Source organism: Sulfuricella denitrificans skB26 (assembly GCF_000297055.2).
Classification (GTDB): domain Bacteria; phylum Pseudomonadota; class Gammaproteobacteria; order Burkholderiales; family Sulfuricellaceae; genus Sulfuricella; species Sulfuricella denitrificans.
Window position 1 is genome coordinate 1,540,905 of the sequence record NC_022357.1, and the last position, 24,418, is coordinate 1,565,322.

The window sequence follows — 24,418 nt, forward strand, 5'->3', positions numbered from 1 at the left end:
CGATATTTAATTAATCTTTTTTCTGGATAAATTTTTCTGGTAACGCGCCACAGCCTGATTATGCTCCGCCAAGCTGCGGGAAAACTGGTGGGTGCCATCCCCCTTGCTTACGAAATACAGCGCGGAGGTCTCGTCAGGGTGTAAAGCCGCATGAATAGAAGCCGATCCCGGCATGGCAATCGGACCGGGCGGAAGTCCGCTGCGAGTGTAAGTATTATAGGCATTATCGGCGGTTAAATCGCTCTTATGCAAATTGCCATCAAACGTCTCGCCAAGGCCGTAAATGACTGTTGGATCCGTTTGCAACCTCATGCCGATACGCAGGCGATTGATAAAGACGGCAGCGATCATCGGACGTTCTACGGATTGCCCGGTTTCCTTCTCGACGATGGAGGCCATGATCAAAGCTTCGTAAGGTGTGGAATACGGCAGATTCGGGCTGCGTTCACGCCAGGCATCGGCTAGTCGTTGCCCCATGATCTGGTAGGCCCGTTTTAGTACTGACAAGTCGCTCATCCCGTTGCTGAAATAATAGGTGTCTGGAAAAAAGAGCCCCTCGGCGCTCTCTTCCTCGATCCCCAGGCGATTTAACAACTCCCTGTCGCTCAGGCCGGTGGTGTCGTGCCTGATAGCCGGATGCTCGTCTAGCGCCTTGCGCATCTGGCTGAAATTCCAACCCTCTATAAACACAATTGCGCTCTGGCTGACATCGCCCTTCGTGATCTTTTGAAGCAGTTGGAACGGGGTAATTTCATGATCCAGTTGATAATTGCCAGCCTTGATTTCCCCTTCCCTTCTAAAGGATTTTGCCAAGGTGATAAAGCTCCATGGCTCTGAAATCAGTCCTTCAGTACTGAATTGTCTGGCAACGGTACGCAGGCTGCTACCATGCTTGAGCGTAAACTCGTAAGGCACTTGGGGCAGGTGTACAGGGGTGTTGGCAAAATACAGTATCCAGCCCGCAGCCATCATTCCCAACACAATGAGCGTGGCAACGCCGCGCTTAATGACAGTCATCATCCAGCAAATTCCTCAAGAGCGCCGCCAGTTTGCCGGCCGGCCATGTTTTTCCGGCCAGTTCCCTGACCTGCCAGACGCCAAATACGCTGTTGCAAAGCACAACCTCGTCCGCGTCATAAATTCGGGCCAACGGCAGGTTTTCCACCCTGACCGCCATGCCGAGCCTGCCAGCCAGATCCATGATGCGTTCCCGCTGCACGCCGGCCACGCCGCAACGCACGAGATCCGGGGTGTGCAAAGTCTTGCCCTTAAGAAGAAACAGATTGCTCATCGTGCCTTCGATTACATTTCCACCTATGTCGAGCATTAAACCCTCGGCAATTTCGGAATTGCTCCATTCCCGTCGCGCTAGCACGTTTTCCAGTCGATTGAGATGCTTGATCCCAGCCAGCTGGGGTTGTATGCCAAGGCGCGTGGAACAAAGGTGCAGCCTCACCCCCTCTGTCAAATAGCTTGCCGGATACTGCGGAGCGGGAGTCGCCATCAGGATGTGGGTCGGTTCCATGTGCTCTGGGATAGCATAGCCACGTTGGCTCTCGCCACGAGTGACAATTACTTTCACCACGCAGTCTGGTGCTTCCGCTAGCAATTGGGCCATTTCTACAGCCAGGATGGTTTCCGGCGGGCAAACAATGTTGAGCGCCGCACAATCCGCGTACAGCTTGTCATAATGACGTGGCCAGCACAATGGATGGCCGGCTCTCACCAGCAAAGAACGAAAAACCCCATCACCGTACATCAACCCTCGGTCAAAGGCCCGGACATATTCGCTCGGAAGACCATTAACCAGGATCATTGAGCAGTTCCTAACGCCCTGAGCAACCCTTTTGCCTTGGCGCGAGTTTCGGCAAGTTCACGTAAAGGGTCGGAGTCAGCAACGATACCTGCACCGGCCTTGAAGGTCAGCGCATTCTCTTCGAACATAAAGCTGCGGATCAAGATGTTGAGATCCATGCTGCCATCGAGATTAAGATATCCCATGCTGCCTGTATAAGCGTAACGGGATGAGGGTTCAAGCTCACTGATGATTTGCATGGTACGGACCTTGGGGCAGCCGGTAATCGTGCCTCCTGGAAACAACGCACGTATCACTTCAGAAGGAGTCGTGTTCTCGCGCAAACGGCCATGCACGCTGGATTCGATGTGATGTACGTGAGCGTAGCTGCACACCGTCATCAACTCACTGACCTCGATGCTGCCTGGCTCGCACACCCGCCCCAGATCATTGCGTTCGAGGTCGACCAGCATGATGTGCTCGGCGCGTTCCTTGGGGCTGGCTATCAACTGTTGACGCAACAGTTCATCCTCTTCTGCCAGCAGAGCACGCGGATGCGTGCCGGCGATCGGGCGCGTTTCGATCACGCCACTACGTATCTTCGCCAGTCTCTCCGGGGAAGAACTGATAATCTGGTAACTGCCGAAGTCGGCGATACCCGCAAAAGGGGCCGGATTGCTCTCGCGCAGGCGTGCGTAAACACCGATCGCACTGCCTTGATGTTCGATCCGTGCCTGCCACTGGCGTGCAAGATTGACCTGGAACACGTCCCCTTCCAGGATGTAGCGCTTAATCTTAGCCACCCCTTGCAGGAAAATCTGTTCGTCTTCCTCTTCAAGTTCCTCCACCCTTACCGGGTTGCTCTCATATTCGGTAACATCACTCAAATCGGTGCGCAGGTCTTCAAGAAGATGCGAATGGGCCTCCTCAGCAAACAAGTAGGTCTGCCTCTTGACATGGTCGACCATGATCGCCGCAGGGATACGGACAAGGGCGGCCAACGGGAATTGGCTTGTCTGCTGTCTTTCTGCGACGGAGGGCTCTAGTTGGTGTAGCAATTCATAGCCAAGATAAACGAACCAGCCCCCGTGAAAGGGAAGCTTGCTCGCTTCCTGCTCTGGTGGGCGCGTGGATTTCCCCCACTCTTCATCCAGAACAAAAAAAAATGATTTTTCCAATCCTGCCGGATCGGAGGGGAATATTTGTGACTGCACTGGAAAAGCGAAAAGAATATCCCAACCAGGACAACTCAGGGTTTGCAGCAGATAAGGATAGCGCAACGGATTTGCCGCATGGAGGCCAAGCAAGTCAGGCGTACCGGGGAGCTGTATGACGGGCACAAGCTACCTTAATGACAAGAAAACCCCAGAGACGTGAGCCCCTGCAGGCTCAGATCTTGCGAAACACCAGAGTACCGTTGGTGCCACCAAACCCGAAGGAATTCGACAGGGCGACATCGATTTTCATCTTGCGGGCAATATTCGGCACATAGTCAAGATCACACTCGGGGTCCTGCTCGACCATATTGATGGTCGGCGGAGAAATTTGATGATATATGCTCAGTGCAGAAAATACCGCTTCGACCCCGCCGGCAGCACCAAGCAGATGCCCGGTCATGGATTTTGTCGAATTGACTGCGATATTTTTGGCGTGTTCGCCAAAGCACAGCTTGACCGCCTTGGTTTCTGCCAAATCGCCCAAAGGCGTGGATGTGCCGTGGGCATTGATGAAATCAACCTGATCGTGTGGAATACCCGCGTTACGCAAGGCATTCGTCATGCATCGAGCGGCGCCGCTACCGTCTTCGCAGGGAGCCGTCATGTGGTTGGCATCTGCGCTCATGCCGAAACCCGGCACTTCGGCATAAATTCTCGCTCCGCGCGCCTTGGCGTGTTCGTATTCTTCGAGCACCAGTATCCCTGCGCCTTCTCCAAGCACGAAGCCATCCCGACCGGTATCCCAGGGGCGACTCGCCCTTTCGGGATCATCATTGCGAGTGGATAGCGCGCGTGCCGAGGCAAAGCCGCCAACCGCCAGTGGTGTCACAGTAGATTCCGCTCCGCCCGCGATCATGATATCGGCGTCGCCGTACTCGATCATGCGCGCGGAATCGCCAATGCAGTGAGTCGCCGTGGTACAGGCTGTAACCATCGCCAGATTCGGGCCTTTTAGTCCAAACATGATGGACAGATTGCCTGAGATCATATTGATGATCGTGCCTGGAATGAAAAACGGGGAAATTTTGCGCGGACCGCCTTCCAGATAGGTGTTATGAGTAACCTCGATCATCGGTAAACCACCGATGCCGGAACCGATATTAACGCCGATGCGTTCGGCGTTTTCCGGGGTAACCACAATGCCGGAGTCCTTGATCGCCTGCACTCCCGCCGCAAGCCCGTAATGGATAAAAATATCCATGCGGCGAGCTTCCTTGGCGGAAATGTATTCGGTGATATCGAACCCTTTGACCTCACCGGCAATCTGGGAGGAAAAAGCTGTGGGGTCGAACCGGGTAATCCGGCTTATTCCAGACTTGCCGGCAAGAATGTTCGACCACGCTTGCTCAACAGTATTACCGACAGGCGAAATTATGCCCAGACCGGTGATGACGACTCTGCGTTTAGACAAGACGGCTCCAGTTGCGAGTGGTTACAGGATAGATGGAACAGTTTAGTTCAGATGACCATTGACGTAATCAACGGCTTGTTTGACGGTGGTGATTTTTTCCGCTTCTTCGTCAGGAATTTCGCAGTCGAACTCTTCTTCCAGTGCCATGACCAGCTCAACGGTATCCAGGGAATCAGCGCCCAGGTCGTCGACGAAGGAGGATTCAATCTTTACTTCTGCTTCGTTCACGCCAAGTTGCTCAGCAACGATTTTTTTGACGCGTTGTTCGATATTTTCCATCTAAGTACCCTCTCTTGAATCGCTATAAAAAAGCTGACGCATTTTACCAAAAATTGCCCACTTCACCAAACGGGAAGTTTGCCCAATCAACTCATGTACATGCCGCCATTGACGTGCATTGTGGTACCCGTAACATAACCTGCTTGCGGCGAAGCTAGGAACGCGACCGAAGCTGCGATATCCTGGACCGTACCAAGTCGTCCCAGCGGGATGTGGCCTAGCAGGCCATTGCGCTGCTCCTCGCTCAGGGCGCGGGTCATGTCCGTGTCGATGAAACCCGGCGCGACACAGTTTACCGTAATATTTCGGCTGCCGACTTCGCGTGCCAGCGACTTGCTGAAGCCAATGATAGCTGCCTTGGCAGCGGCATAATTAGTCTGGCCGGCGTTCCCCATCGCGCCTACCACCGAGGCAATGCTGATGATGCGGCCATAACGTGCCTTCATCATCGAGCGCAGAACAGCCTGGCTCAAGCGGAATACGGACTTCAGGTTGGTATCCATGATATCGTCCCACTCTTCCTCCTTCATCCGCATCAGCAGATTGTCACGGGTGATGCCGGCATTATTGACCAGAATCGAGATTTCACCGAATTGGGCACGTATCGCTTGCAACACCTGTTCGATCTGCGCAGGATCTTTGACGTTAAGAGCCAGCCCTGCACCCTTGATGCCGGCTTGGCTCAGATAACTGCTGATATTGTCTGCGCCGGCCTGGCTGGTCGCCGTACCGACAACGGTTGCGCCCTGCTTGCCGAGTTCCAGCGCGACAGCTTGGCCAATTCCACGACTGGCGCCTGTTACCAAAGCAATTTGCCCATCCAGCATTTAACTATTCTCCTGATTATTTCAATGTATCCATTGCCTGGCGCAGCGCTGCTTCATCAGACAGCACAAATGCCTGCATGTCGCCATTAATGCGCTTGTTCAGTCCGGCCAGCACCTTCCCGGGTCCGCATTCTGCAAGCTTGACGATGCCTTGATCTGCAAAGCCTCTGACTGTTTCCACCCATCTCACCGGGCTGTACAGTTGGCGCGCCAGTGCATCCTTGATGCCAGCCTCATCGCCGTGACTTTTGACATCGGCGTTATGCACCACCGGAATTTGCGGCGTCTTGATCGAAATAGTCAACAGGCGCTGCGTCAGTGCATCCGCCGCCGGGCGCATCAAGGCACAATGGGATGGAACGCTGACCGGCAGCGGCAGCGCGCGTTTTGCGCCCCTTTCCTTGGCCAGAACCATGCCACGCTCAACCGCGGTTTTGTGACCAGCGATCACGACTTGGCCCGGCGAATTGAAATTGACCGGCTCCAGCACCTCGCCTTGAGCTGCTTCGGCACAAACGGCTCGCACGGCATCGTCATCGAGCCCCAGGATCGCTGCCATGCCCCCCACCCCTTCGGCCACCGCTTCCTGCATGGCCTGTGCGCGGAACCGTACCAGTGGCAATGCATCGGCAAATGAAAGCGCCCCGGATGCAACCAGTGCGGTGTATTCGCCCAAGCTGTGGCCGGCCAGTGCAGTCGGTTGCGCTCCTTGCAGGGCATTCCAGGCGCGGAACACCGCCACGCCGGCAGTCAGCATCACCGGCTGGGTATTCACGGTCAGGTTGAGCTCTTCGGCGCTGCCGCCCGTGACCATGCCCCATAAATCCTGCTTGAGAATGCTCCCCGCTTCCTCAAAGGTCTCCCGCACGATGGGAAGCCCATCGAAGCCATTCATCATGCCGACCGACTGCGAACCTTGTCCTGGAAATACGAATGCGAAACTCATGTTTTTAACTTTCTTACCAAGTTACTAGCGCAGAACCCCAGGTGAAACCGCCACCCACGCCTTCCATCAGTATGGTGTCGCCGAGCTTGATCCGGCCATCCCGAACCGCGACATCAAGCGCCAAGGGAATCGAAGCCGCCGAGGTGTTGCCATGTTTGTCGACTGTGACCACGACATTATCCATGCTCATGCCCAATTTCTTGGCAGTGGCCTGGATAATGCGAATATTGGCCTGATGCGGTACCAGCCAGGTGATGTCCGACTTCTGCATGCCATTGGCTGCGAGGGTCTCCTCAACGATGGAGTCCAGCACCCCGACTGCAAACTTGAACACGCCGGTGCCGTCCATTTCCACGAAGGGGTTACCTTCAGCCCTGCCGCCCGAGAGGCACGCTGGCACAGCCAATAGATGGCCATAACTGCCATCAGCATGCAGATGGGTGGAAATAATTCCAGGTTCTTCACTGGCTTTCAGGACAACCGCACCAGCGCCATCGCCGAACAGGACGCAGGTGTTGCGGTCGGTCCAGTCCATGATGCGGGAAAAAGTTTCCGCACCCACAACCAAGGCGCACTTGCTTTGCCCGCCACGAATGAACTGATCGGCCGTTGCCAGGGCGTAGACAAAACCACTGCAAACCGCCTGGATGTCGAACGCCGGGCCACCGCTCCTGATGCCCAGTTTGTCCTGGAGAATACAGGCTGTACTAGGAAACACGACATCAGGCGTAGTTGTGGCAACGATGATCAAGTCGATGCTTTGGGGGTCGACGCCGGCCATTTCTATGGCCCTCTGCGCCGCTTGGAAAGCCAGATCGCTGGTGGTCTGATTTTCTGCGACGATGTGGCGTTCACGAATGCCCGTGCGGGAAAAAACCCACTCGTCCGAGGTGTCGACCATCTTCGCCAGATCGTGGTTGGTCAGGATTTTTTCCGGCAGGTAGCCGCCGGTACCGATAATACGTGAATACATCAGGCCTTTTCCTCGTTCAACATGGCCATTTGTTCATTAATCCGGCGCAAGACGCCGTTGCGCACTTCCTCGACCGCTCGTTCAATGGCGAACTGAAAGGCGAAACTATCTGCCGAGCCGTGGCTTTTCACCACAACCCCTCGCAATCCAAGTAGGCTTGCGCCGTTGTAACGCCGATGATCGAGGCGCTTCTTGAATGCGCTGAGAACCGGGTAGGCGATAAGGCCAGCCAAATGGGTCAGGATGTTGCGCTTGAATTCCTGGCGTAAAAAAGTCGCCAACATCTGCACCAGTCCTTCCGACGCCTTTAGCGCAACATTGCCGACAAAGCCATCGCATACCACCACGTCCGTGGTGCCTTTATAGATGTCGTTGCCTTCCACATTGCCATGGAAATTCAGATGGCTCTGACGCAATAATTCGGCGGTCTGCTTGACCACTTCGTTGCCCTTGATGTCTTCTTCGCCAATATTGAGCAGACCAACTGTGGGGGCTTCCTTGTGCTCCACAGCGGAAACCAGCATCGCGCCCATTACAGCGAACTGGAGCAGGTGGTTGGCAGTGCAATCCACATTGGCTCCAAGGTCGAGAACGTGGGTATGGCCGTTCAGCGTGGGCATCATCCCGGCAATTGCCGGTCGTTCTATCCCGGGCAGCATTTTCAGGACAAAGCGGGATATGGCCATTAACGCACCAGTGTTACCGGCGCTAACGCAAGCATTCGCCTCGCCCGTTTTTACCAGGTTGATGGCGACACGCATGGAGGAGTCTTTTTTGTTGCGCAAGGACAGCGCGGGGGGGTCGTCCATAGTAACCACCTCGCTGGCATGATGAATGCGTAGACGAGAAGTCACAGAGACCTTGAGGGAGCGAAGCTCGGCCTCAATCACCTCGGCCAGGCCGACTAATACTATATTGACTTCAGCGTCCCGTTTCAGGTACGCCAGAGCAGCAGGGACCGTGACATGGGGTCCATGATCGCCCCCCATGGCGTCGATCGCAACAGTGATATCCATTACGCTTGTTGCAAACCGCCTTTACCGTACCGATTACTCGCCCTTGGCACGCGCAACCTTTTTGCCACGGTAGAAACCGCTAGGGCTGACGTGGTGACGCAGGTGAATTTCTCCGGTGGTAGGCTCCACAGCCAACGGTGGGTTGGTCAGGAAGTCGTGCGCGCGGTGCATGCCACGCTTAGAGGGGGATTTCTTGTTCTGTTGTACAGCCATGATAACTCCTAATTTTTTCTCAAATCTTTCGTTTTCAGCGCGGCCAGAGCACTGAAAGCATTTTGTTTATCGGTTTTCGCCTGGCCAAAATCATCGCCCGTCTTACAGTCTCCCGACGCGTGCGTAGGCACCATCGGCAAGCCCAGCAACACTTCATCTTCAACCAACGCCAGCACATCCATATTCGGATCCACCTTTATAGCATCAGTTAATTCATCCTCGTTCACCAGTGCTGGAAAAACCTGTTCATCCTCGATTAATTCCAGTTCGGAATCGAGGTCCACAGGAAAAGCCAGAGTTCCAAGGCAACGCTGGCACCTAAGTTGCAGCATGCCCTTGACGGCGCAAACCAGAAAAAGCTTATCGTTCTCGCCGCGCTTGCCGGTCAGGGTGTACTCCAGCGTACCGCTACTGGAAAACAGTAAATCCTGCAGCCGACTCAAATTTGCGACCGCGACGCTACCGCTTAACGATTCGCCGTTGAGCGCAAACTCGATGCTGTTGATGACGACCTGTTCAGGCATAAGGCGCGCATGATATAATTTTTAAGATTGGCTGTCAAAAAACAAGCTCCAAGAGCAATCCAAAATAGCGATCCTAGAAACTTGATGTTTTGATAATTTAACGGGTTCCCGCGTGATCAAGAAAATTCTTATTGCCAATCGTGGTGAAATCGCGGTCCGTATTGTACGCGCTTGCTCCGAAATGGGGATTAAATCCGTCGCCATCTATACGGATGCCGACCGACATGCCCTGCACGTCAAGAAGGCCGATGAATCATACAATATCGGCTCCGACCCGGTCATTGGCTACCTGAATGCACATAATATAGTCAATCTCGCTGTTGCGGCAGGTTGCGATGCGCTTCATCCCGGCTACGGCTTCCTTTCGGAAAATCCGGTTTTGGCAGAAATCTGCGCCAAGAGAGGCATCAAGTTCATCGGACCATCTCCAAAAGTAATCCACCGCATGGGCGACAAGATTCAGGCTCGGCAGGCAATGATCGATGCAGGCGTACCAGTAATTCCAGGCAGCGAAGGCAACTTGGCCAACGTCAAACAAGCAATTGAACTGGCCACCGGAATTGGCTACCCCGTCATGCTGAAAGCCACCAACGGCGGTGGTGGGCGTGGTATCCGCCGCTGCAACAGCGAAGAAGAACTGGTCAAGAATTATGACCGCGTTGTTTCCGAAGCCACCAAGGCATTCGGCAAGCCTGAGCTATTCATGGAAAAATGCGTGGTCAACCCGCGCCACATTGAAGTCCAGGTCATCGGAGACAGCTTCGGTAGCGTGATCCATCTGTTCGAACGCGATTGTTCGATCCAGCGCCGCAATCAGAAGTTGATCGAAATCGCGCCTTCCCCGCAACTGACCCGCGCCCAACGCGACTACATCGGCAAGATCGCTGTGCAGGCAGCCAGAACAGTCGGCTACGAAAACGCGGGTACGGTGGAGTTTCTGCTCGACCAGGACAATCAGTTCTACTTTATGGAAATGAATACCCGCCTGCAGGTAGAACACACTGTAACCGAAACCATTACCGGCATCGACATTGTCCAGGAGCAGATCCGTATCGCCAGTGGTCTGCCTCTGCAGTACAAGCAGGAAGACGTGAATTATCGTGGCTTCGCCATGGAATTCCGCATCAATGCGGAAGATCCGAAAAACGATTTTCTCCCTAGCTTCGGCCGCATCACCCGCTACTATGCTCCCGGCGGTCCCGGCGTACGCACCGATGCAGCTATGTATACCGGCTACGTGATCCCGCCCTATTATGATTCGATGTGCGCCAAGCTTACGGTCTGGGCGCTGACTTGGGAAGGCGTAGTCGAACGTGGGAAACGCGCCCTGAACGACATGGTGGTTTATGGTGTTAAAACCACCATTCCTTATTACCAGCAGATTTTGCAGCATCCGGATTTTCGTAGCGGCAAGTTCGACACCAGCTTCGTCGAAGCTCACCCTGAACTGACCAATTACACGGTGCGACTGCCCAAGGAACAGCTTGCGGCAGCCATTTCGGCAGCAATCGCGGCCCATGTGGGACTTTGATTTCAACTTTTGATTTGTAACTCTAGGATAAAGCATGGCTAAAGTTTTCATCAGCGATCTGGTACTGCGCGACGGGCATCAATCCCTGATTGCGACCCGCATGCGCACTGAAGATATGCTGCCGATCTGTGCCAGGTTGGACAGTGTGGGTTTCTGGTCACTGGAAGCTTGGGGTGGCGCGACATTCGACGCCTGCGTACGTTTTCTGCGCGAAGATCCGTGGGATCGCCTGAAGAAACTGCGAAAGGCACTACCCAATACCCGAATCCAGATGCTGCTTCGCGGCCAGAATCTGCTCGGCTACCGCAATTATTCAGATGACGTGGTGCGCGCCTTCGTAAAAAAATCGGCCGACAACGGTGTGGATGTGTTCCGTATTTTTGACGCCATGAACGACCTGAGAAACCTGCGTGTTTCCATCGAGGCGGTAAAAGCCAGCGGCAAGATCGCCGAAGGTGCGATCAGCTACACTACGAGCCCAGTGCACAACATCCCCTATTTCGTCAATTTGGCCAAGGAATTTGAAGCGATGGGCTGTGATACCCTCGCTATCAAGGACATGGCCGGCCTCCTTACCCCCACCACCACAGCAGAGTTGGTCAAAGCGATTGCCGCTGTGGTAAAGATGCCTATCCACATGCACAGCCACGCAACATCTGGCCTGTCGGCGATGTGCCTCCTGCGCGCGGTAGAAAATGGCGCAACTATCCTGGATACCTGTAACTCCTCTTTTGGCGAAGGTGCCAGCCATACTTCCACGGAAAGCATGGTCGCAGCGCTGGCCGGTACCGAATACGACACCGGTTTGAGCCTGCCACTGCTCCAGGAAATCACCGCTTATTTTCGCGAGACCCGCAAAAAATACTGGCAGTTCGAAAGCGAATTCACGGGCGTGGATACCCGGGTGCTGGTGAATCAGGTTCCCGGCGGCATGATTTCCAACTTGTCCAACCAATTGAAGGAACAGGGCGCTCTCAACCGCATGGATGAAGTGCTGGCGGAAATTCCTCGGGTACGTGAAGATCTGGGCTTTCCTCCGCTAGTCACACCGACATCACAGATCGTCGGCACCCAGGCAGTCTTGAATGTGCTAACCGGCGAACGATACAAATCCGTCACTACCGAAGTAAAGAACTATCTGCAAGGCCGCTACGGCAAGGCTCCAGGAGAGGTCAATGCACAGGTGCGCAGCATCGCCATCGGCGACGCGGAAGTCATCTCCTGCCGTCCAGCCGATTTTCTGGAAGATGAGATGGACAAGCTGCTTGGCGAGATCGAAGGCATCGCCAAGAGTGAGGAGGACTTGCTGACCTATGCCATGTTCCCGGAACTGGCCCGCACCTTCCTGCAGGAACGCGCAGCCGGCACGCTCAAACCGGAGCAACTCCTGCCTGCCGGCAGCAATCTTTCCTGCGGTCCGTTTTATGCGCCGAATGAATTCAATGTTTCGCTGCACGGCGAAACCTACCATATCCACATTAGCGGCTCCGGCCATCCCGGCGAGGAACAGCGCTCCTTCTTCGTTTCCGTCGATGGTGTGCCAGAAGAACTGATCGTCGAGGCTCTGAGCGAAATTGAGGTATTCGGTGGCACCGGCGGTGTGGTGTCCGGCGGCAGCGCCAAGACCAAGGAAAGTAGCGGCAAGAGCAGCGGCGGAAAACGCCCCCGCCCCACGCGCCAAGGGCACGTCACCACTGCTATGCCAGGTGCCATCGTCGACGTGCTGGTTGAGATCGGCAAAAAGGTCAATGCCGGCGACCCGGTACTGGTAATCGAGGCGATGAAAATGGAAAACGAAATCCAGGCACCGATCAGCGGCACGGTCATCAGTGTCTGGGTGGCCAAGGGTGACACCGTCACGCCTGACGAAGCGCTGATGGAAATACAACCGGAATAATTAAAAACAGTCCTGAGTTTCGAGTCCTGAGTAAAACTACTTGGCCTCAGCACCCAGGACTCAGGACTCTTCTCTTGAAACTGATATTAGCCTCCACCTCACCCTACCGACGTGAACTGCTGACGCGCCTGAAAATCCCCTTTGAGGTCTGCTCGCCTGAAGTGGACGAAACCCCCCTCACCGGTGAAACACCCGAGCAAACCGCCTACCGCCTGGCGATCGCCAAGGCCAAGGCACCCGCCAAGAGCTTCCCCGATTCACTGATCATCGGTTCCGACCAGGTTGCTACTCTGGACGGCCTTCAGCTTGGCAAGCCGCATACCCACGAAAACGCCGTCAAGCAACTCACCATGATGCGTGGGCGAAGCGTGGTGTTCCATACTGCGCTGTGCCTTTACAACAGTCGCACCGGCAACTCCCAGGCCAGGGAAATTCCTTTCACGGTGCATTTCCGCAAGCTGACCGATGCACAAATTGAACACTATTTGTTCAAGGAGCAGCCTTACAACTGTGCCGGCAGCGCTAAATCGGAAGGATTGGGCATTGCCCTGATCGAAAAAATGAGCGGTGACGATCCCAACTCTTTGATCGGCTTGCCGCTGATTGCCTTGATTGAAATGCTTGAAAACGAAGGCATGCCGGTAATCTAAATGGCCACTGGCACCCTCTACCTGATTCCTACCACGCTGGGAGAAAGTCCTCTTTCTTCGATTATCCCGGAGCAGGTTCGCAATATTGCGGCGTCGCTGACCGTTTTTGTCGCAGAAAACCCCAAAACCGCCCGGCAATACCTGAAACAGCTGGAACTTGCCACGCCACTTCAGGATATCGAGATATTTACCCTGGACAAGCACACCAAGCCGGAGCAATTGGAGTTGTTTCTCCAACCTGCGCTGGCAGGAAAAGATCTGGGACTGGTATCCGAAGCCGGCTGCCCGGCAGTTGCCGACCCCGGTGCGCTGCTGGTTCGACTGGCGCACAAGAAAGGGATCAAGGTAGTACCGCTGGTGGGACCCTCATCCATTTTGCTGGCGCTGATGGCATCCGGCATGAACGGACAGGCTTTCGCCTTTCATGGCTACCTGCCCATACAGAAAGCGGAACGTTGCAAAAGGATAACTGAACTGGAAAAAGAGTCGGCGATCAGAAACCAGACCCAGATTTTCATCGAAACGCCTTACCGCAATCAGGCGCTGCTGGAAGATCTGGTCCAGACTTGCGAATCCGGCACCGAACTGTGCGTTGCCACCGACCTGACCCTTGCCAGCGAGAAAATCGATACCCGCACAGCCGGCGCTTGGCGCAAGGGCCTGCCGGACATCAACAAGAAGCCGACGATTTTCCTGCTCTATCGTCCACGCTCAAACTAGAATCTCCTCGAACGACTCAATCCAGTCGAGACGAATTTCTTCCTCACTGTTATCCTCACGGCTGAATTTCAGCCATTCCGCACCGTCACGGGTGGTCACATCCAGCGGCATGATTGTCTCAACCCTGTCCCGGCCCTCCTGTCGGTATTTCAGCATCAACGGTATCCGCCGCAAAACGCTGAATTCCAGCCTCTCGTGCTGCATGCAAGCGATAGGCAGGTAGTCCGGCTCCATCCTAGCGCAAGCCCATGCCACCGTTCGCAAGCGGATTAATGACGCTCGCCGTGGCTGCGCCGAACCGTTTGGCAAAGCGCTCCGCAATGCCTTCCTGCGGAGTGAAATCGATGATTTCCTCGGCCTTGATGATATCGCGCGCCACATAATCAGCACTGCCAAAGGCATCGGCCAAACCGAGTTGGATGCTCCTTTCGCCACTCCAGAACAAACCGCTGAACATCTCTGGCGTTTCCTTCAAACGCTTTCCACGCCCCTGGCGCACCACGGTGATGAATTGCTGGTGGATTTCATTCAACATCGTCTGGGCATATTCCTTCTGGCTGGCGCTCATCGGTGAAAAAGGGTCGAGGAAACCCTTGTTTTCACCTGCAGTCAACAATCGGCGCTCGATTCCCAGTTTTTCCATCGTACCGGTGAAGCCGAAGCCATCCATCAGCACGCCAATTGAACCGACGATGCTGGCTTTGTCGACAAATATCTTGTCGGCGGCGGCAGCAGCATAATACCCACCCGAGGCGCAAATATCTTCCACGACGGCATACAAAGGGATTTGCGGATATTTTGCGCGCAGACGCCTGATTTCATCATTGATGTAGCCAGCCTGAACCGGGCTGCCGCCCGGGCTGTTGATCAGCAGAATAACACCCTTGGTTCCCTTGTCCTTGAAGGCTTCTCGCAAACCACCGATCACCCGATCAGCATGGGTGTCCCCTCCGGCAGCGATCACGCCGCGCAATTCAACCAATGCAGTGTGTTTGCCGGAAAGAGGGGTCTCCCCCTTGTTGAACCAACCCATCATTGCGAACGTCAAAATAATTAAAAACACAAGGGTCAACAGTCTAAAAAAGATCGACCACTGCCGCGCCCGGCGTTGCTCCTGCAAGGCCGAAAATGCCAGCTTTTCCAGAGTTTTTCTCTCCCAGCTTTCAGGGTCAGCCATGGTCGTCCTTTCGATTTTGAGTAGTTACGATTTTAGTCTTTAATCAGGCATGATCGCTCAGCCACCGGCTCAGTTCACCGAAATCATCGGCACAAACAAGTGGAGACAGAGCCAGCAGACCTTCCCGCGGATGAGCACCATAGCACACACCGATTGCGGACACGCCAGCATTGCTGGCCATTTTCAGATCATGGCTGGTGTCACCGATCATCAGGGTTTTCGCTTGCGGCACACCGAGTTCGTCCATGATTTCCAGCAGCATACAGGGATGAGGCTTGGAAAAGCACTCATCGGCGCAGCGCGAAGAATGGAAATATTGACCCAAACCGGTCTGTTCAAGAACGCGATCAAGTCCGCCCCGCCCCTTGCCAGTTGCCACTGCAAGCAAAAATCCCTCTTCATGCAATGCCGCTATGGTTTCGGCTGCGCCGGAAAACAGAGGAATTTCCGTGTCCTGTGCAAGGTAATAGTGGCGGTAACGCTCCACCAGCGCCTCGTAACCGGAGCGGGGTAACTCTGGGAACAGGGCCGCAATCGCCTCGTTAAGGCCCAAACCGATGATATGGCGGGCCTCGCTTTCACTGGGAACCAACAAGCCAACATCGCGACTGGCAGCCTGAATAGAAAAGGCAATGGCTCCAGCTGAATCCATTAGCGTGCCATCCCAGTCGAAAACCAGTAAATCGAATTGTTTCGGCATGTCCTTATCTACTCCTCCGTATCCAAAAGTCGGAGAAACCGTTTCAGATCATCCGGCAGAGGTGCTTCCAGGGACAGCATCTCTCCCGTCAGCGGGTGTTTGAGCACCATCTTGAAGGCGTGTAAAAACATCCGCTTCAAACCGCGCTTTTGGAGCGCCTTGTTCAAGGGGAAATCGCCATATTTATCGTCTCCAACAATCGGGAATCCCAGATGTGACAGGTGGACACGGATTTGATGGGTACGCCCTGTTTTGAGTTCCGCTTCGAGCAGACAGAATTCAGGCCAGGATTTTTTCAAGGTAAAAATAGTGTGCGCGGTCTGCCCCTCCTCGTTCACGCTTACCCGGCGCTCGCCAGAACCGGTCACGTACTTGTGTAGCGGCAGCTTCACGCTTTGTTTGGCGTTTAGCCATTGCCCCTTAACCAGGGTGAGATAGCGTTTTTCCGTCTCGCCTTCACGCATTGCACGATGCAACTCGACCAGAGCACTACGTTTTTTAGCCAGTAGAAGGACTCCTGAGGTTTCACGGTCCAGTCGGTGCACCAATTCAAGAAACTTGAATTCGGGATGCTCCAGGCGCATCTGCTCGATCACGCCGCGGCTGATGCCACTACCCCCATGCACCGCCATGCCGGACGGTTTGTTGAGTGCAATCAGGGCGTCGTCCTGATACAGGATGTGCCGGGAAAGCATCTGTGGCGCAGCGGCTTTTGGCTCCCCGTTATCGGTTGGCCGAGATGAGCGAACGGGTGGAATACGCAGAACATCACCCAAAACCAGACGACAGGTGGCATCGACGCGCTTGCTGTTGACGCGCACTTCACCACTACGCAAAATGCGGTAGACATGGCTTTTCGGCACACCCTTAAGATGCTTGAAAAGGAAGTTATCGATGCGCTGGGATTCGCTGCTTTCGTCGATAGTTACCCAGGTTACAGATTCTTTGCTTAAATCATTCAATTTGCTTATACTTGAAAATTGCGCTGGGTGGAAACGGACGTTAAATTCGCCGTTACCGAGCCGATTCACGAACGCATAGGATGCGGAATCGGTCGCTACCAGCCTGAAAGTCCTGTCGGTTAATTTCGCTCACCACAAGAAAAAGTAGCGATGGTAAACGAATTGCGCGCTCAAAGCACTCGCAGATTTTCAAGTCTCGTTTCAATAACGGGACTTAAAGAACGACAAACTCGCACCTTAAGGCTTAATTTTAATCGTAAATAAGTTAATGACTAGAATAACAAGATAGTCCGTTCAATTTTACGCAAGCCAGTTAGCGCAGCGGTTTGTCTCCCCGTGTGAAAAGAGCGCGGGAGAATATAACAAATGAAACGCATGTTGTTTAATGCAACGCAAGCCGAAGAGTTACGCGTTGCTATTGTGGACGGTCAAAAGCTCGTTGACCTGGACATTGAATCCGCAGGAAAAGAGCAACGTAAAAGCAACATCTACAAAGGTGTCATTACCCGCATCGAGCCCAGTCTCGAGGCCGCCTTCGTTGATTACGGAACCGAACGTCATGGCTTCCTGCCTTTCAAGGAAGTTTCCCGTGTTAATTTCCTGCTGCCGGAAGGCACGGACATTTCCCGCGCCCGCATCCAGGATGTACTGAAAGAAGGCCAGGAGCTCATCGTTCAGGTGGAGAAGGACGAACGCGGCAACAAAGGCGCTGCGCTCACCACCTTCATTAGCCTCGCTGGCCGTTACCTGGTCCTGATGCCAAACAACCCACGCGGGGGTGGTGTATCCCGCCGTATCGAAGGTGAAGAGCGCAACGAGTTGCGCGACATCATGGCGCAGCTGGATGTCCCCACCGGCATGAGCATCATCGCGCGCACCGCAGGTATCGGACGCACGCAGGAAGAACTGCAGTGGGACCTGAACTATCTGATGCAGCTATGGCGTGCAATTGAAAGCGCCTCCCAACAGCAAAGCGGCGCCTTTCTTATCTACCAGGAAGGTAGTCTGGTCATACGCGCCATCCGCGACCTGTTCCAGCCCGACATCGGCGAAATTCTGATCGACACTGAAGCGATCTATGATCAGGCTGTGCAGTTCATGAGCCACGTCATGCCCGGCAATGTAAACAAGGTCAAACTGTACCGGGATGACGTACCCCTGTTCTCGCGTTTCCAGATCGAACACCAGATCGAAACCGCGTTTGCACGGGAAGTCCCCCTGCCCTCAGGTGGCGCCATCGTTATCGACCATACCGAAGCGCTGGTGTCAGTAGACGTCAACTCGGCCCGCGCCACCCGTGGTGCTGACATTGAGCAGACTGCGTTCAACACCAACCTTGAAGCCGCTGAAGAAGTGGCACGCCAATTGCGCTTGCGCGACTTGGGCGGCTTGGTAGTGATCGATTTCATCGACATGGAAAGCACTCGCAACCAGCGTGAAGTTGAAAATCGCTTGCGTGACGGCCTGCATTACGATCGGGCTCGTGTCCAGATGGGCAAGATATCCCGCTTTGGCCTGCTCGAACTGTCTCGCCAGCGGCTACAGCCCTCGCTCGGCGAAACCAGCCACATCGGTTGCCCACGCTGCAACGGCACTGGGCACATTCGTGGCACTGAGTCTTCCGCTTTGCATATCCTGAGGATACTGCAGGAAGAAGCCATGAAGGACAGCACGACTTCAGTTCATGCCCAGGTTCCAGTGGACGTGGCGACCTTCCTGCTGAATGAAAAACGTGCAGAAATTCACGAAATCGAATCGCGATTCAAGACCAGCATCATGCTGATCCCGAACATCCACATGGAAACGCCGAATTATTCCATAGTCAGGCTGCGAAGCGATGAAGTTAGTAGCGAGGAAACGCCAAGCTACCGCATGGTTGAAATGCCGGCTGAAACCGCCGCAGAAAAATCCTTGTCTGCGGAAGACAAGCCGCAACGCCAGATCGCTGCGGTGCGTGGTATCACAACTGGACAGCCAGCACCGATTGCGGCCGCGGAAAAAACCAAGCAAACCTGGTTTGGCAAGGTCAAGATATGGCTGCAAGGCTTAGGCAGCACTCAGCCGGAAGAAGAGATCAAGCCCAAAGCGCGTCCAGCAAGAACCGACAGGCCGCGCCGTGAACCGCGTGGTGAAGGTCGCGAAGGAAAGCGTGATGCGGAGCGAGGTGAACCCCGCCGGACAGAACGCGGAGAAGGTCGTGGCGGTCAAAAGCCACGTGCGCCTGCTCAGCCGCAAGTAAAGAGGGAAAAAGAGGCTGTCGCCCCTCAGGCATCTGCCCCGGTAGCAGATGTTAAAACAGGCGAAACCGAAGCGCAGGAGCCCAGGAGTCGGCGAGGTCGCCGCGGTGGGCGGCGTGAGCGCGGGGAACGCACGGAGCGTCCTGAAGCGCCACGTAATCTTCCTGAAAGCACCGAAGTTTCAAGCGAGACAGTACCGGCAGTTATCGCTCTAGAGGTGGCGAGCACGAGAGTCGAAAAAGTAGAAGCTGCTCCTGAGATGATCTCCGAAGCTTCGCTGCCCATAGTCGTTCAGGAGTCTACTGCAGTTTTAGTGGTGCCCGAGCCATCCAGACCAGTTGAAACAGAACCTGTCGTAACTGCGTCAGCCGATATCGCTCCAGTCGTTGCCACAGCTGAAGTCGTACCTACCGCCACCCCGGTCGACATCGCAGTTGCCGCCGTTCCGGTCGACATTGTGCCAGAAGTAGCCCCGACCGAAAGTAAGCCGCGAGCTCCACGTCGCCGTGCCCCACAAACTGTGCAGGATGATCAAATCGCTTCCAGCGGACTGGTCATGGTAGAAACCAGCCCTGATAAAATCAAAGCTGTTGTAGAAGAAGCCGTAGCCGACAAACCGGAACGGGTGCGGCCACGCCGTGCGCCACGCCCTAAAATCGTTGAAGAAAGCGCTCCGCTGGTCCAGGTCGAAACACAGTCCAAGTAAACTCCTCTCGCAGCCACCGGGAAGCTGCCTTTACGCAGCTTCCCGGTGGATCGTGCAATCCCCTCACTCCTTTGCGATACTTCTTGCCAGGATTTCGTCCAGCAAGCCCAACCCCGCATCCTCAACCATATTCAGAACGTTCTCAAATCCCTGAATCCCTCCATAGTAAGGATCGGGTACATCGCGCTGGCTGAATCCCCTGCTGAATTCCATAAATAACTTGAGTTTGTGCCGCTCCGGCGGCGGGCAGATCTTGATCAGATTGGCCAGATTATCCTCATCCATCGCCAGAATATAATCAAATTCGTAAAAATCTCTGGCGTCAACCTGCCGCCCGCGCAGGCCGCTCAAATCATAACCCCGTCTCAGCGCAGCCTGCTGGGCTCTTCTGTCGGGCGACGAACCGACATGGTAAGCATGAGTACCTGCCGAATCGATGATGATAGTCTCGGGTTGAACCGCTTTTGAGACCTGGTGACGAAATACCCCTTCCGCGGTTGGAGATCGGCAAATATTGCCCATACAGACAAATAGTATTTTAATTTTTTCCAATTCCAGCTACTCCATAGAAACATCAAATCAAATCATCACAGAAAAATTTAACAAAAATACTCAATGGACTAGAATTATATGGAATTTATGCTGAATGGTACTAACATGGAACCACAAATAATAGTTGACTAAATAACTAAACTATTATTACAATACATGCACTTTTTTGAAATCGCCGTGGAGAATACTATGTCCGCCAACCTGTTCAATGCCGCCGCTACTGGCGACACCACTCAAATCCGTGCCCTGCTGCAAGGTGGCGCGGACTGCAACAGCCGCAACACCGATGGCGGCACATTACTGATGTTAGCAGCCGGAGCCGGTCACCTCGAAGTGGTGAAGGCATTGATCGAACTTGGTGTTGACGTCAATGCGACTGACCAACTAGGCTGGACCGCACTGATGAAAGCACTGTACAACCATGAGCTTAATCGTGGTTTTCCTGAAATCGTTAGCACTTTGATTGACGCCGGAGCCGATATCGAGACCCAGATTGGCTACGGCACTCGTCCGTTGATGCTTGCCGCGGGCTACGGTGAAGCGGGCGTTATTGATGCCCTGTTAAAGGCTGGAGTGGATGTCCGTGCCAAAAACGAAGGTGGCCGCACGGCGCTGATGATGGCGAAGGACAAGGACTACGTTGAAGTTATCAACCAGTTGCATGAGGCCGAACTGGAACTCAGCGATGATCTGTCCTGTGGTTCACGTACGCCGCCAGGCGTCAACGTAGTCACTTTTATGAAAAATTCGGAGCATTGATCTTCCATCCACAGCCAATAGTTGTGGTAATGCTTACGTTTTAAACATCAGCGCCTTAATCTGATTCAATTTGTCGCGTAGCTGCGTGGCACGTTCGAACTCAAGATTCCGGGCGCAAGCCAGCATTTCTTTTTCCAGTTGCTTGATTTCCTTGGTCAGCTTCTTCTCGTCCAGGTGCTTGTAGGCAGCAAGCTCCTGAGCGACTTTCAGTTCCTTCTGGGCGGTGTCGATATCGAACACGCCATCGATGATGTCCTTGATACGCTTGGTGACCCCTCTCGGCGTGATGCCGTGAGCGGTGTTATGGGCAACCTGCTTAGCCCGGCGTCGCTCTGTTTCGTCCATCGCCCGGCGCATGGAATTAGTGATTTTGTCGCCATAGAGAATCGCGGTGCCATTAATGTGACGTGCCGCCCTTCCTATGGTCTGGATCAGCGCACGTTCGGAACGCAAGAAGCCCTCCTTGTCGGCGTCCAGAATTGCAACCAACGATACCTCTGGAATATCAAGGCCTTCTCGCAACAAGTTAATTCCAATTAGCACATCGAACACCCCCAGTCGCAGGTCGCGGATGATCTCGACCCTTTCAACCGTGTCGATGTCCGAGTGCACGTAGCGAACCTTGATTCCATGATCAGACAGATAGTCGGTCAAATCCTCGGCCATGCGCTTGGTCAGAGTAGTGACCAGCACGCGCTCGCCTAGCGCAATTCGGGCGTTGAGTTCGGAGAGCAGATCGTCCACCTGGTTGGTTGCCGGGCGGACTTCGATCTTCGGATCGACTAACCCGGTTGGCCTCACCACTTGTTCGACCACTTGGCCCGCATGCTGCGCCTCGTAATCAGCAGGCGTAGCGGAAACGAAAATGGACTGCCGCATCACCTTTTCGAACTCGTCGAAGCGCAGGGGCCGGTTATCGAGTGCAGAGGGCAGACGGAAACCATATCCCACCAGATTTTCCTTGCGCGCCCGATCACCCTTGTACATGCCGCCGATTTGCGGGATGGTGACATGGCTTTCGTCTAGGAACATCAGTGCGTTAGGTGGCAGATAGTCGATCAGTGTGGGCGGCGGATCGCCCGGATTCCTGCCGGACAGATGGCGCGAGTAGTTTTCGATGCCCTTGCAGAACCCCAACTCGTTGAGCATTTCCAGGTCGAAGCGGGTGCGCTGCTCGATCCGCTGCGCTTCCACTAATTTATGCTCTTTCTGGAAAAACTCGATGCGCTCGCGCAATTCCAGCTTGATCGCCTCGATCGCCCGCAGCGTGGTACTGCGTGGCGTGACGTAATGGCTTGACGGGTAAACTGTATAGCGCGGAACCTTGCGCTGAATATGGCCGGTCAGCGGGTCGAACAAAGAAATACTCTCGACTTCGTCATCGAACAAACTGACCCGCACCGCTGTTTCCGCGCTTTCTGCCGGATAGATGTCGAGCACATCACCGCGCACACGAAAGGTGCCGCGTCGAAAATCGATCTCGTTGCGGTCGTACTGCATCTCGGTGAGGCGCTTGATGGCATCGCGCTGAGACATCGTCTCGCCCTGGCGCAGATGCAGAATCATGCCGTGGTAATCCACCGGATCGCCGATACCGTAAATGCACGAAACCGAGGCGACGATCACGCAATCCTCACGCTCCAGCAAAGATTTGGTGGCGGATAACCGCATCTGTTCGATGTGCTCGTTGATGCTGGAGTCTTTTTCGATGAACATATCACGCGACGGAACATAGGCTTCCGGCTGGTAATAATCGTAATAGGAAACAAAATATTCCACCGCGTTTTCCGGAAAGAACTCGCGCATCTCGGAATACAATTGCGCCGCCAGAGTCTTATTGTGCGCCATGACAATGGCTGGTCGGCCAAGTTGGGCGATGACATTGGCCATGGTGAAGGTCTTGCCGGAGCCGGTCACACCGAGCAAGGTCTGGAACGCCAGCCCGTCGTTCAGGCCTTCGACCAACTGTGCGATGGCATTGGGCTGATCCCCGGCGGGCTCAAACGGCTGGTGAAGTTTGTAGGGGCTATTGGGAAATGTGACGATCACGGGTAAAATTGTGCGGTTTGATAACTTTAAATTGTATCATGCAGGCACTGGCCCGCATTGCTCTCACTTAAGGATAGAATCTTGGAACTGTCTCAGCGCGTTCAGGCCATCAAGGAATCCCCTACCCTCGCCGTAAGCGCACGCGCTGCCCGGCTCAAGGCTGAAGGTAAGGACATCATCGGCCTCGGCGTCGGCGAACCAGATTTTGACACTCCGCAGCACATCAAGGACGCCGCCAAAAAGGCCATTGACGACGGGTTTACCAAATACACCCCGGTCAGCGGCATACCCAGCCTGAAAAATGCCATCGTCGCCAAACTCAAGCGTGACAACGACCTGGATTACACCGCAAAAGAAGTTATTGTCGGCGTCGGCGGCAAGCAGTGCATCTTCAATCTGGCTTTGGCCGTCCTGAATCCGGGCGACGAAGTAGTCATCCCGGCCCCATACTGGGTTTCCTATGCTGATATCGCCATAGTGGCCGAAGCCAAGCCGGTGATCGTCGAATGCGGCATCGAACAGGGCTTCAAGATCACCCCGACACAGCTGGATGAGGCCATCACGCCCAAGACAAAAATATTCATGATCAACAGCCCGTCCAACCCGACCGGGGCGGTCTACACACTGGACGAACTGAAGGCCCTGGGTGAAGTGCTGAAACGTCACTCTCACGTACTGGTGGCCACTGACGACATGTACGAGCATGTCAACCTGTCCGGCGCGAAGTTCTTCAACATCCTCAACGCCACCCCTGAGCTGAAAGACCGATGCGTCGTGCTGAACGGCGTGTCGAAGGCCTATTCAATGACAGGCTGGCGTATTGGCTACGCTGCCGGCCCGGAAAATATCATCAAGGCGATGGAAATTCTTCAGTCCCAATCCACCTCCAACCCCACCTCGATCTCACAGGTGGCGGCCCAAGCCGCCCTGGATGGCGATCAGTCATGCATCGAGCCGATGGTGAAAGCCTTCCGCGAACGCCATGAGTTCGTAGTGCGTCGCTTCAATGAAATGAAGGGGGTGAAGTGCATCCATGCCGGCGGCGCCTTCTACGCCTTCCCAGACGCACGAGAAGCCATTGCTGAACTGCATCGTCGCGGCACTATCGCAGAAGCGACTGACATGGCTCTTTCAGAATACCTGCTGGAAAAAGCGGGAGTGGCCATCGTCCCGGGTTCGGCCTTCGGCGCGGAGGGCTACTTCCGCATCTCCTTCGCCACCTCGATGAAAAATCTGGAGATGGCCCTGGATCGTATCCAGAAAGCACTTGAGTAGCT

24 protein-coding genes are annotated in these 24,418 nt (G+C 54.6%); 7 read left to right on the top strand and 17 right to left on the bottom strand.

What is annotated here, in order from left to right; genetic code table 11:
- Positions 1 to 6: 6 nt before the first annotated feature.
- The 11 genes from mltG to SCD_RS07615 all read right to left on the bottom strand — a co-directional run bounded on the left by mltG (position 7) and on the right by SCD_RS07615 (position 9,201).
- Positions 7 to 1,020 (bottom strand): endolytic transglycosylase MltG, encoded by a 1,014-nt coding sequence (gene mltG, locus SCD_RS07565; protein ID WP_009205693.1) that lies wholly within the window; start codon positions 1,018 to 1,020, stop codon positions 7 to 9.
- Positions 1,004 to 1,816, bottom strand: coding sequence for an aminodeoxychorismate lyase (gene pabC, locus SCD_RS07570; protein WP_009205692.1), 813 nt, complete (start codon positions 1,814 to 1,816; stop codon positions 1,004 to 1,006). Before pabC ends, mltG begins: the two co-directional genes overlap by 17 nt.
- Positions 1,813 to 3,135 (bottom strand): aminodeoxychorismate synthase component I, encoded by a 1,323-nt coding sequence (locus SCD_RS07575; RefSeq protein ID WP_009205691.1) that lies wholly within the window; start codon positions 3,133 to 3,135, stop codon positions 1,813 to 1,815. Before SCD_RS07575 ends, pabC begins: the two co-directional genes overlap by 4 nt.
- 49 nt (positions 3,136 to 3,184) lie before the next feature.
- Positions 3,185 to 4,423: a beta-ketoacyl-ACP synthase II gene (fabF, locus tag SCD_RS07580; RefSeq protein ID WP_009205690.1), complete on the bottom strand. Its 1,239-nt coding sequence runs from the start codon at positions 4,421 to 4,423 to the stop codon at positions 3,185 to 3,187.
- 42 nt (positions 4,424 to 4,465) lie between these two features.
- The gene (gene acpP, locus SCD_RS07585; RefSeq protein ID WP_009205689.1) at positions 4,466 to 4,702 is read right to left on the bottom strand and encodes an acyl carrier protein; all 237 of its coding nucleotides are present in this window, start codon (positions 4,700 to 4,702) and stop codon (positions 4,466 to 4,468) included.
- Positions 4,703 to 4,788: 86 nt separating this feature from the next.
- Entirely contained in the window at positions 4,789 to 5,529 is a 741-nt protein-coding gene (gene fabG / locus SCD_RS07590) for a 3-oxoacyl-ACP reductase FabG (protein ID WP_009205688.1), read from the bottom strand.
- 16 nt (positions 5,530 to 5,545) lie between these two features.
- The gene (fabD, locus tag SCD_RS07595) at positions 5,546 to 6,475 is read right to left on the bottom strand and encodes an ACP S-malonyltransferase (RefSeq protein ID WP_009205687.1); all 930 of its coding nucleotides are present in this window, start codon (positions 6,473 to 6,475) and stop codon (positions 5,546 to 5,548) included.
- Positions 6,476 to 6,488: 13 nt separating this feature from the next.
- Positions 6,489 to 7,448 (bottom strand): beta-ketoacyl-ACP synthase III, encoded by a 960-nt coding sequence (locus tag SCD_RS07600; RefSeq protein WP_009205686.1) that lies wholly within the window; start codon positions 7,446 to 7,448, stop codon positions 6,489 to 6,491.
- Positions 7,448 to 8,464: a phosphate acyltransferase PlsX gene (gene plsX / locus SCD_RS07605; protein WP_009205685.1), complete on the bottom strand. Its 1,017-nt coding sequence runs from the start codon at positions 8,462 to 8,464 to the stop codon at positions 7,448 to 7,450. Before plsX ends, SCD_RS07600 begins: the two co-directional genes overlap by 1 nt.
- A 33-nt stretch (positions 8,465 to 8,497) precedes the next feature.
- Complete coding sequence (gene rpmF / locus SCD_RS07610; protein ID WP_009205684.1) at positions 8,498 to 8,677, bottom strand: 50S ribosomal protein L32; 180 nt, start codon at positions 8,675 to 8,677, stop codon at positions 8,498 to 8,500.
- 8 nt (positions 8,678 to 8,685) lie between these two features.
- Complete coding sequence (locus SCD_RS07615) at positions 8,686 to 9,201, bottom strand: YceD family protein (RefSeq protein WP_009205683.1); 516 nt, start codon at positions 9,199 to 9,201, stop codon at positions 8,686 to 8,688.
- 112 nt (positions 9,202 to 9,313) lie between these two features.
- On the opposite strand from SCD_RS07615, the gene SCD_RS07620 reads away from it, so the two are divergent.
- From SCD_RS07620 to SCD_RS07635, 4 genes are all read left to right on the top strand, one after another.
- Positions 9,314 to 10,732 (top strand): acetyl-CoA carboxylase biotin carboxylase subunit, encoded by a 1,419-nt coding sequence (locus SCD_RS07620; protein WP_009205682.1) that lies wholly within the window; start codon positions 9,314 to 9,316, stop codon positions 10,730 to 10,732.
- 34 nt (positions 10,733 to 10,766) lie between these two features.
- The gene (gene oadA, locus SCD_RS07625) at positions 10,767 to 12,629 is read left to right on the top strand and encodes a sodium-extruding oxaloacetate decarboxylase subunit alpha (protein ID WP_009205681.1); all 1,863 of its coding nucleotides are present in this window, start codon (positions 10,767 to 10,769) and stop codon (positions 12,627 to 12,629) included.
- A gap of 74 nt (positions 12,630 to 12,703) precedes the next feature.
- Positions 12,704 to 13,279 carry a Maf family nucleotide pyrophosphatase gene (locus SCD_RS07630; RefSeq protein ID WP_009205680.1) on the top strand — a complete coding sequence of 192 codons (576 nt, stop codon included), beginning with the start codon at positions 12,704 to 12,706 and terminating at the stop codon, positions 13,277 to 13,279.
- Entirely contained in the window at positions 13,280 to 13,999 is a 720-nt protein-coding gene (locus tag SCD_RS07635) for an SAM-dependent methyltransferase (protein ID WP_009205679.1), read from the top strand.
- Here SCD_RS07635 and SCD_RS16655 read toward each other — a convergent pair.
- From SCD_RS16655 to SCD_RS07655, 4 genes are all read right to left on the bottom strand, one after another.
- Complete coding sequence (locus tag SCD_RS16655) at positions 13,991 to 14,155, bottom strand: hypothetical protein (protein ID WP_189799628.1); 165 nt, start codon at positions 14,153 to 14,155, stop codon at positions 13,991 to 13,993. The two genes, SCD_RS07635 and SCD_RS16655, sit on opposite strands and share 9 nt — an antisense overlap.
- A 79-nt stretch (positions 14,156 to 14,234) precedes the next feature.
- Positions 14,235 to 15,176 (bottom strand): S49 family peptidase, encoded by a 942-nt coding sequence (locus SCD_RS07645; RefSeq protein ID WP_009205677.1) that lies wholly within the window; start codon positions 15,174 to 15,176, stop codon positions 14,235 to 14,237.
- A gap of 43 nt (positions 15,177 to 15,219) precedes the next feature.
- A complete protein-coding gene (locus SCD_RS07650; protein ID WP_009205676.1) occupies positions 15,220 to 15,876 on the bottom strand; it encodes an HAD-IA family hydrolase in 657 nt (218 codons plus the stop codon).
- 8 nt (positions 15,877 to 15,884) lie between these two features.
- Complete coding sequence (locus tag SCD_RS07655; RefSeq protein ID WP_009205675.1) at positions 15,885 to 16,838, bottom strand: RluA family pseudouridine synthase; 954 nt, start codon at positions 16,836 to 16,838, stop codon at positions 15,885 to 15,887.
- 366 nt (positions 16,839 to 17,204) lie between these two features.
- Between SCD_RS07655 and SCD_RS07660 the strand changes: the two genes are divergently transcribed.
- The gene (locus tag SCD_RS07660; protein ID WP_009205674.1) at positions 17,205 to 19,781 is read left to right on the top strand and encodes an Rne/Rng family ribonuclease; all 2,577 of its coding nucleotides are present in this window, start codon (positions 17,205 to 17,207) and stop codon (positions 19,779 to 19,781) included.
- A gap of 63 nt (positions 19,782 to 19,844) precedes the next feature.
- Here SCD_RS07660 and SCD_RS07665 read toward each other — a convergent pair whose 3' ends face one another.
- Entirely contained in the window at positions 19,845 to 20,333 is a 489-nt protein-coding gene (locus SCD_RS07665) for a low molecular weight protein-tyrosine-phosphatase (protein ID WP_009205673.1), read from the bottom strand.
- Positions 20,334 to 20,522: 189 nt separating this feature from the next.
- On the opposite strand from SCD_RS07665, the gene SCD_RS07670 reads away from it, so the two are divergent.
- On the top strand, positions 20,523 to 21,092 hold the full coding sequence (locus SCD_RS07670) for an ankyrin repeat domain-containing protein (RefSeq protein ID WP_023506886.1): 570 nt from the start codon (positions 20,523 to 20,525) through the stop codon (positions 21,090 to 21,092).
- A gap of 33 nt (positions 21,093 to 21,125) precedes the next feature.
- Here SCD_RS07670 and uvrB read toward each other — a convergent pair whose 3' ends face one another.
- Complete coding sequence (uvrB, locus tag SCD_RS07675) at positions 21,126 to 23,141, bottom strand: excinuclease ABC subunit UvrB (RefSeq protein WP_009205671.1); 2,016 nt, start codon at positions 23,139 to 23,141, stop codon at positions 21,126 to 21,128.
- Positions 23,142 to 23,222: 81 nt separating this feature from the next.
- Here uvrB and SCD_RS07680 point away from each other — a divergent pair, with 81 nt between their 5' ends.
- The gene (locus SCD_RS07680) at positions 23,223 to 24,416 is read left to right on the top strand and encodes a pyridoxal phosphate-dependent aminotransferase (protein WP_009205670.1); all 1,194 of its coding nucleotides are present in this window, start codon (positions 23,223 to 23,225) and stop codon (positions 24,414 to 24,416) included.
- Positions 24,417 to 24,418: the final 2 nt, after the last annotated feature.

Excerpts from the sequence above, each read along its gene's own strand:
- mltG (WP_009205693.1), bottom strand. The coding sequence starts at position 1,020 with ATGATGACTGTCATTAAGCGCGGCGTTGCCACGCTCATTGTGTTGGGA.
- pabC (WP_009205692.1), bottom strand. The coding sequence starts at position 1,816 with ATGATCCTGGTTAATGGTCTTCCGAGCGAATATGTCCGGGCCTTTGAC.
- acpP (WP_009205689.1), bottom strand. The coding sequence starts at position 4,702 with ATGGAAAATATCGAACAACGCGTCAAAAAAATCGTTGCTGAGCAACTT.
- fabG (WP_009205688.1), bottom strand. The coding sequence starts at position 5,529 with ATGCTGGATGGGCAAATTGCTTTGGTAACAGGCGCCAGTCGTGGAATT.
- fabD (WP_009205687.1), bottom strand. The coding sequence starts at position 6,475 with ATGAGTTTCGCATTCGTATTTCCAGGACAAGGTTCGCAGTCGGTCGGC.
- SCD_RS07600 (WP_009205686.1), bottom strand. The coding sequence starts at position 7,448 with ATGTATTCACGTATTATCGGTACCGGCGGCTACCTGCCGGAAAAAATC.
- plsX (WP_009205685.1), bottom strand. The coding sequence starts at position 8,464 with ATGGATATCACTGTTGCGATCGACGCCATGGGGGGCGATCATGGACCC.
- rpmF (WP_009205684.1), bottom strand. The coding sequence starts at position 8,677 with ATGGCTGTACAACAGAACAAGAAATCCCCCTCTAAGCGTGGCATGCAC.
- SCD_RS07615 (WP_009205683.1), bottom strand. The coding sequence starts at position 9,201 with ATGCCTGAACAGGTCGTCATCAACAGCATCGAGTTTGCGCTCAACGGC.
- oadA (WP_009205681.1), top strand. The coding sequence starts at position 10,767 with ATGGCTAAAGTTTTCATCAGCGATCTGGTACTGCGCGACGGGCATCAA.
- SCD_RS07635 (WP_009205679.1), top strand. The coding sequence starts at position 13,280 with ATGGCCACTGGCACCCTCTACCTGATTCCTACCACGCTGGGAGAAAGT.
- SCD_RS16655 (WP_189799628.1), bottom strand. The coding sequence starts at position 14,155 with ATGCTGAAATACCGACAGGAGGGCCGGGACAGGGTTGAGACAATCATG.
- SCD_RS07645 (WP_009205677.1), bottom strand. The coding sequence starts at position 15,176 with ATGGCTGACCCTGAAAGCTGGGAGAGAAAAACTCTGGAAAAGCTGGCA.
- SCD_RS07650 (WP_009205676.1), bottom strand. The coding sequence starts at position 15,876 with ATGCCGAAACAATTCGATTTACTGGTTTTCGACTGGGATGGCACGCTA.
- SCD_RS07660 (WP_009205674.1), top strand. The coding sequence starts at position 17,205 with ATGAAACGCATGTTGTTTAATGCAACGCAAGCCGAAGAGTTACGCGTT.
- SCD_RS07670 (WP_023506886.1), top strand. The coding sequence starts at position 20,523 with ATGTCCGCCAACCTGTTCAATGCCGCCGCTACTGGCGACACCACTCAA.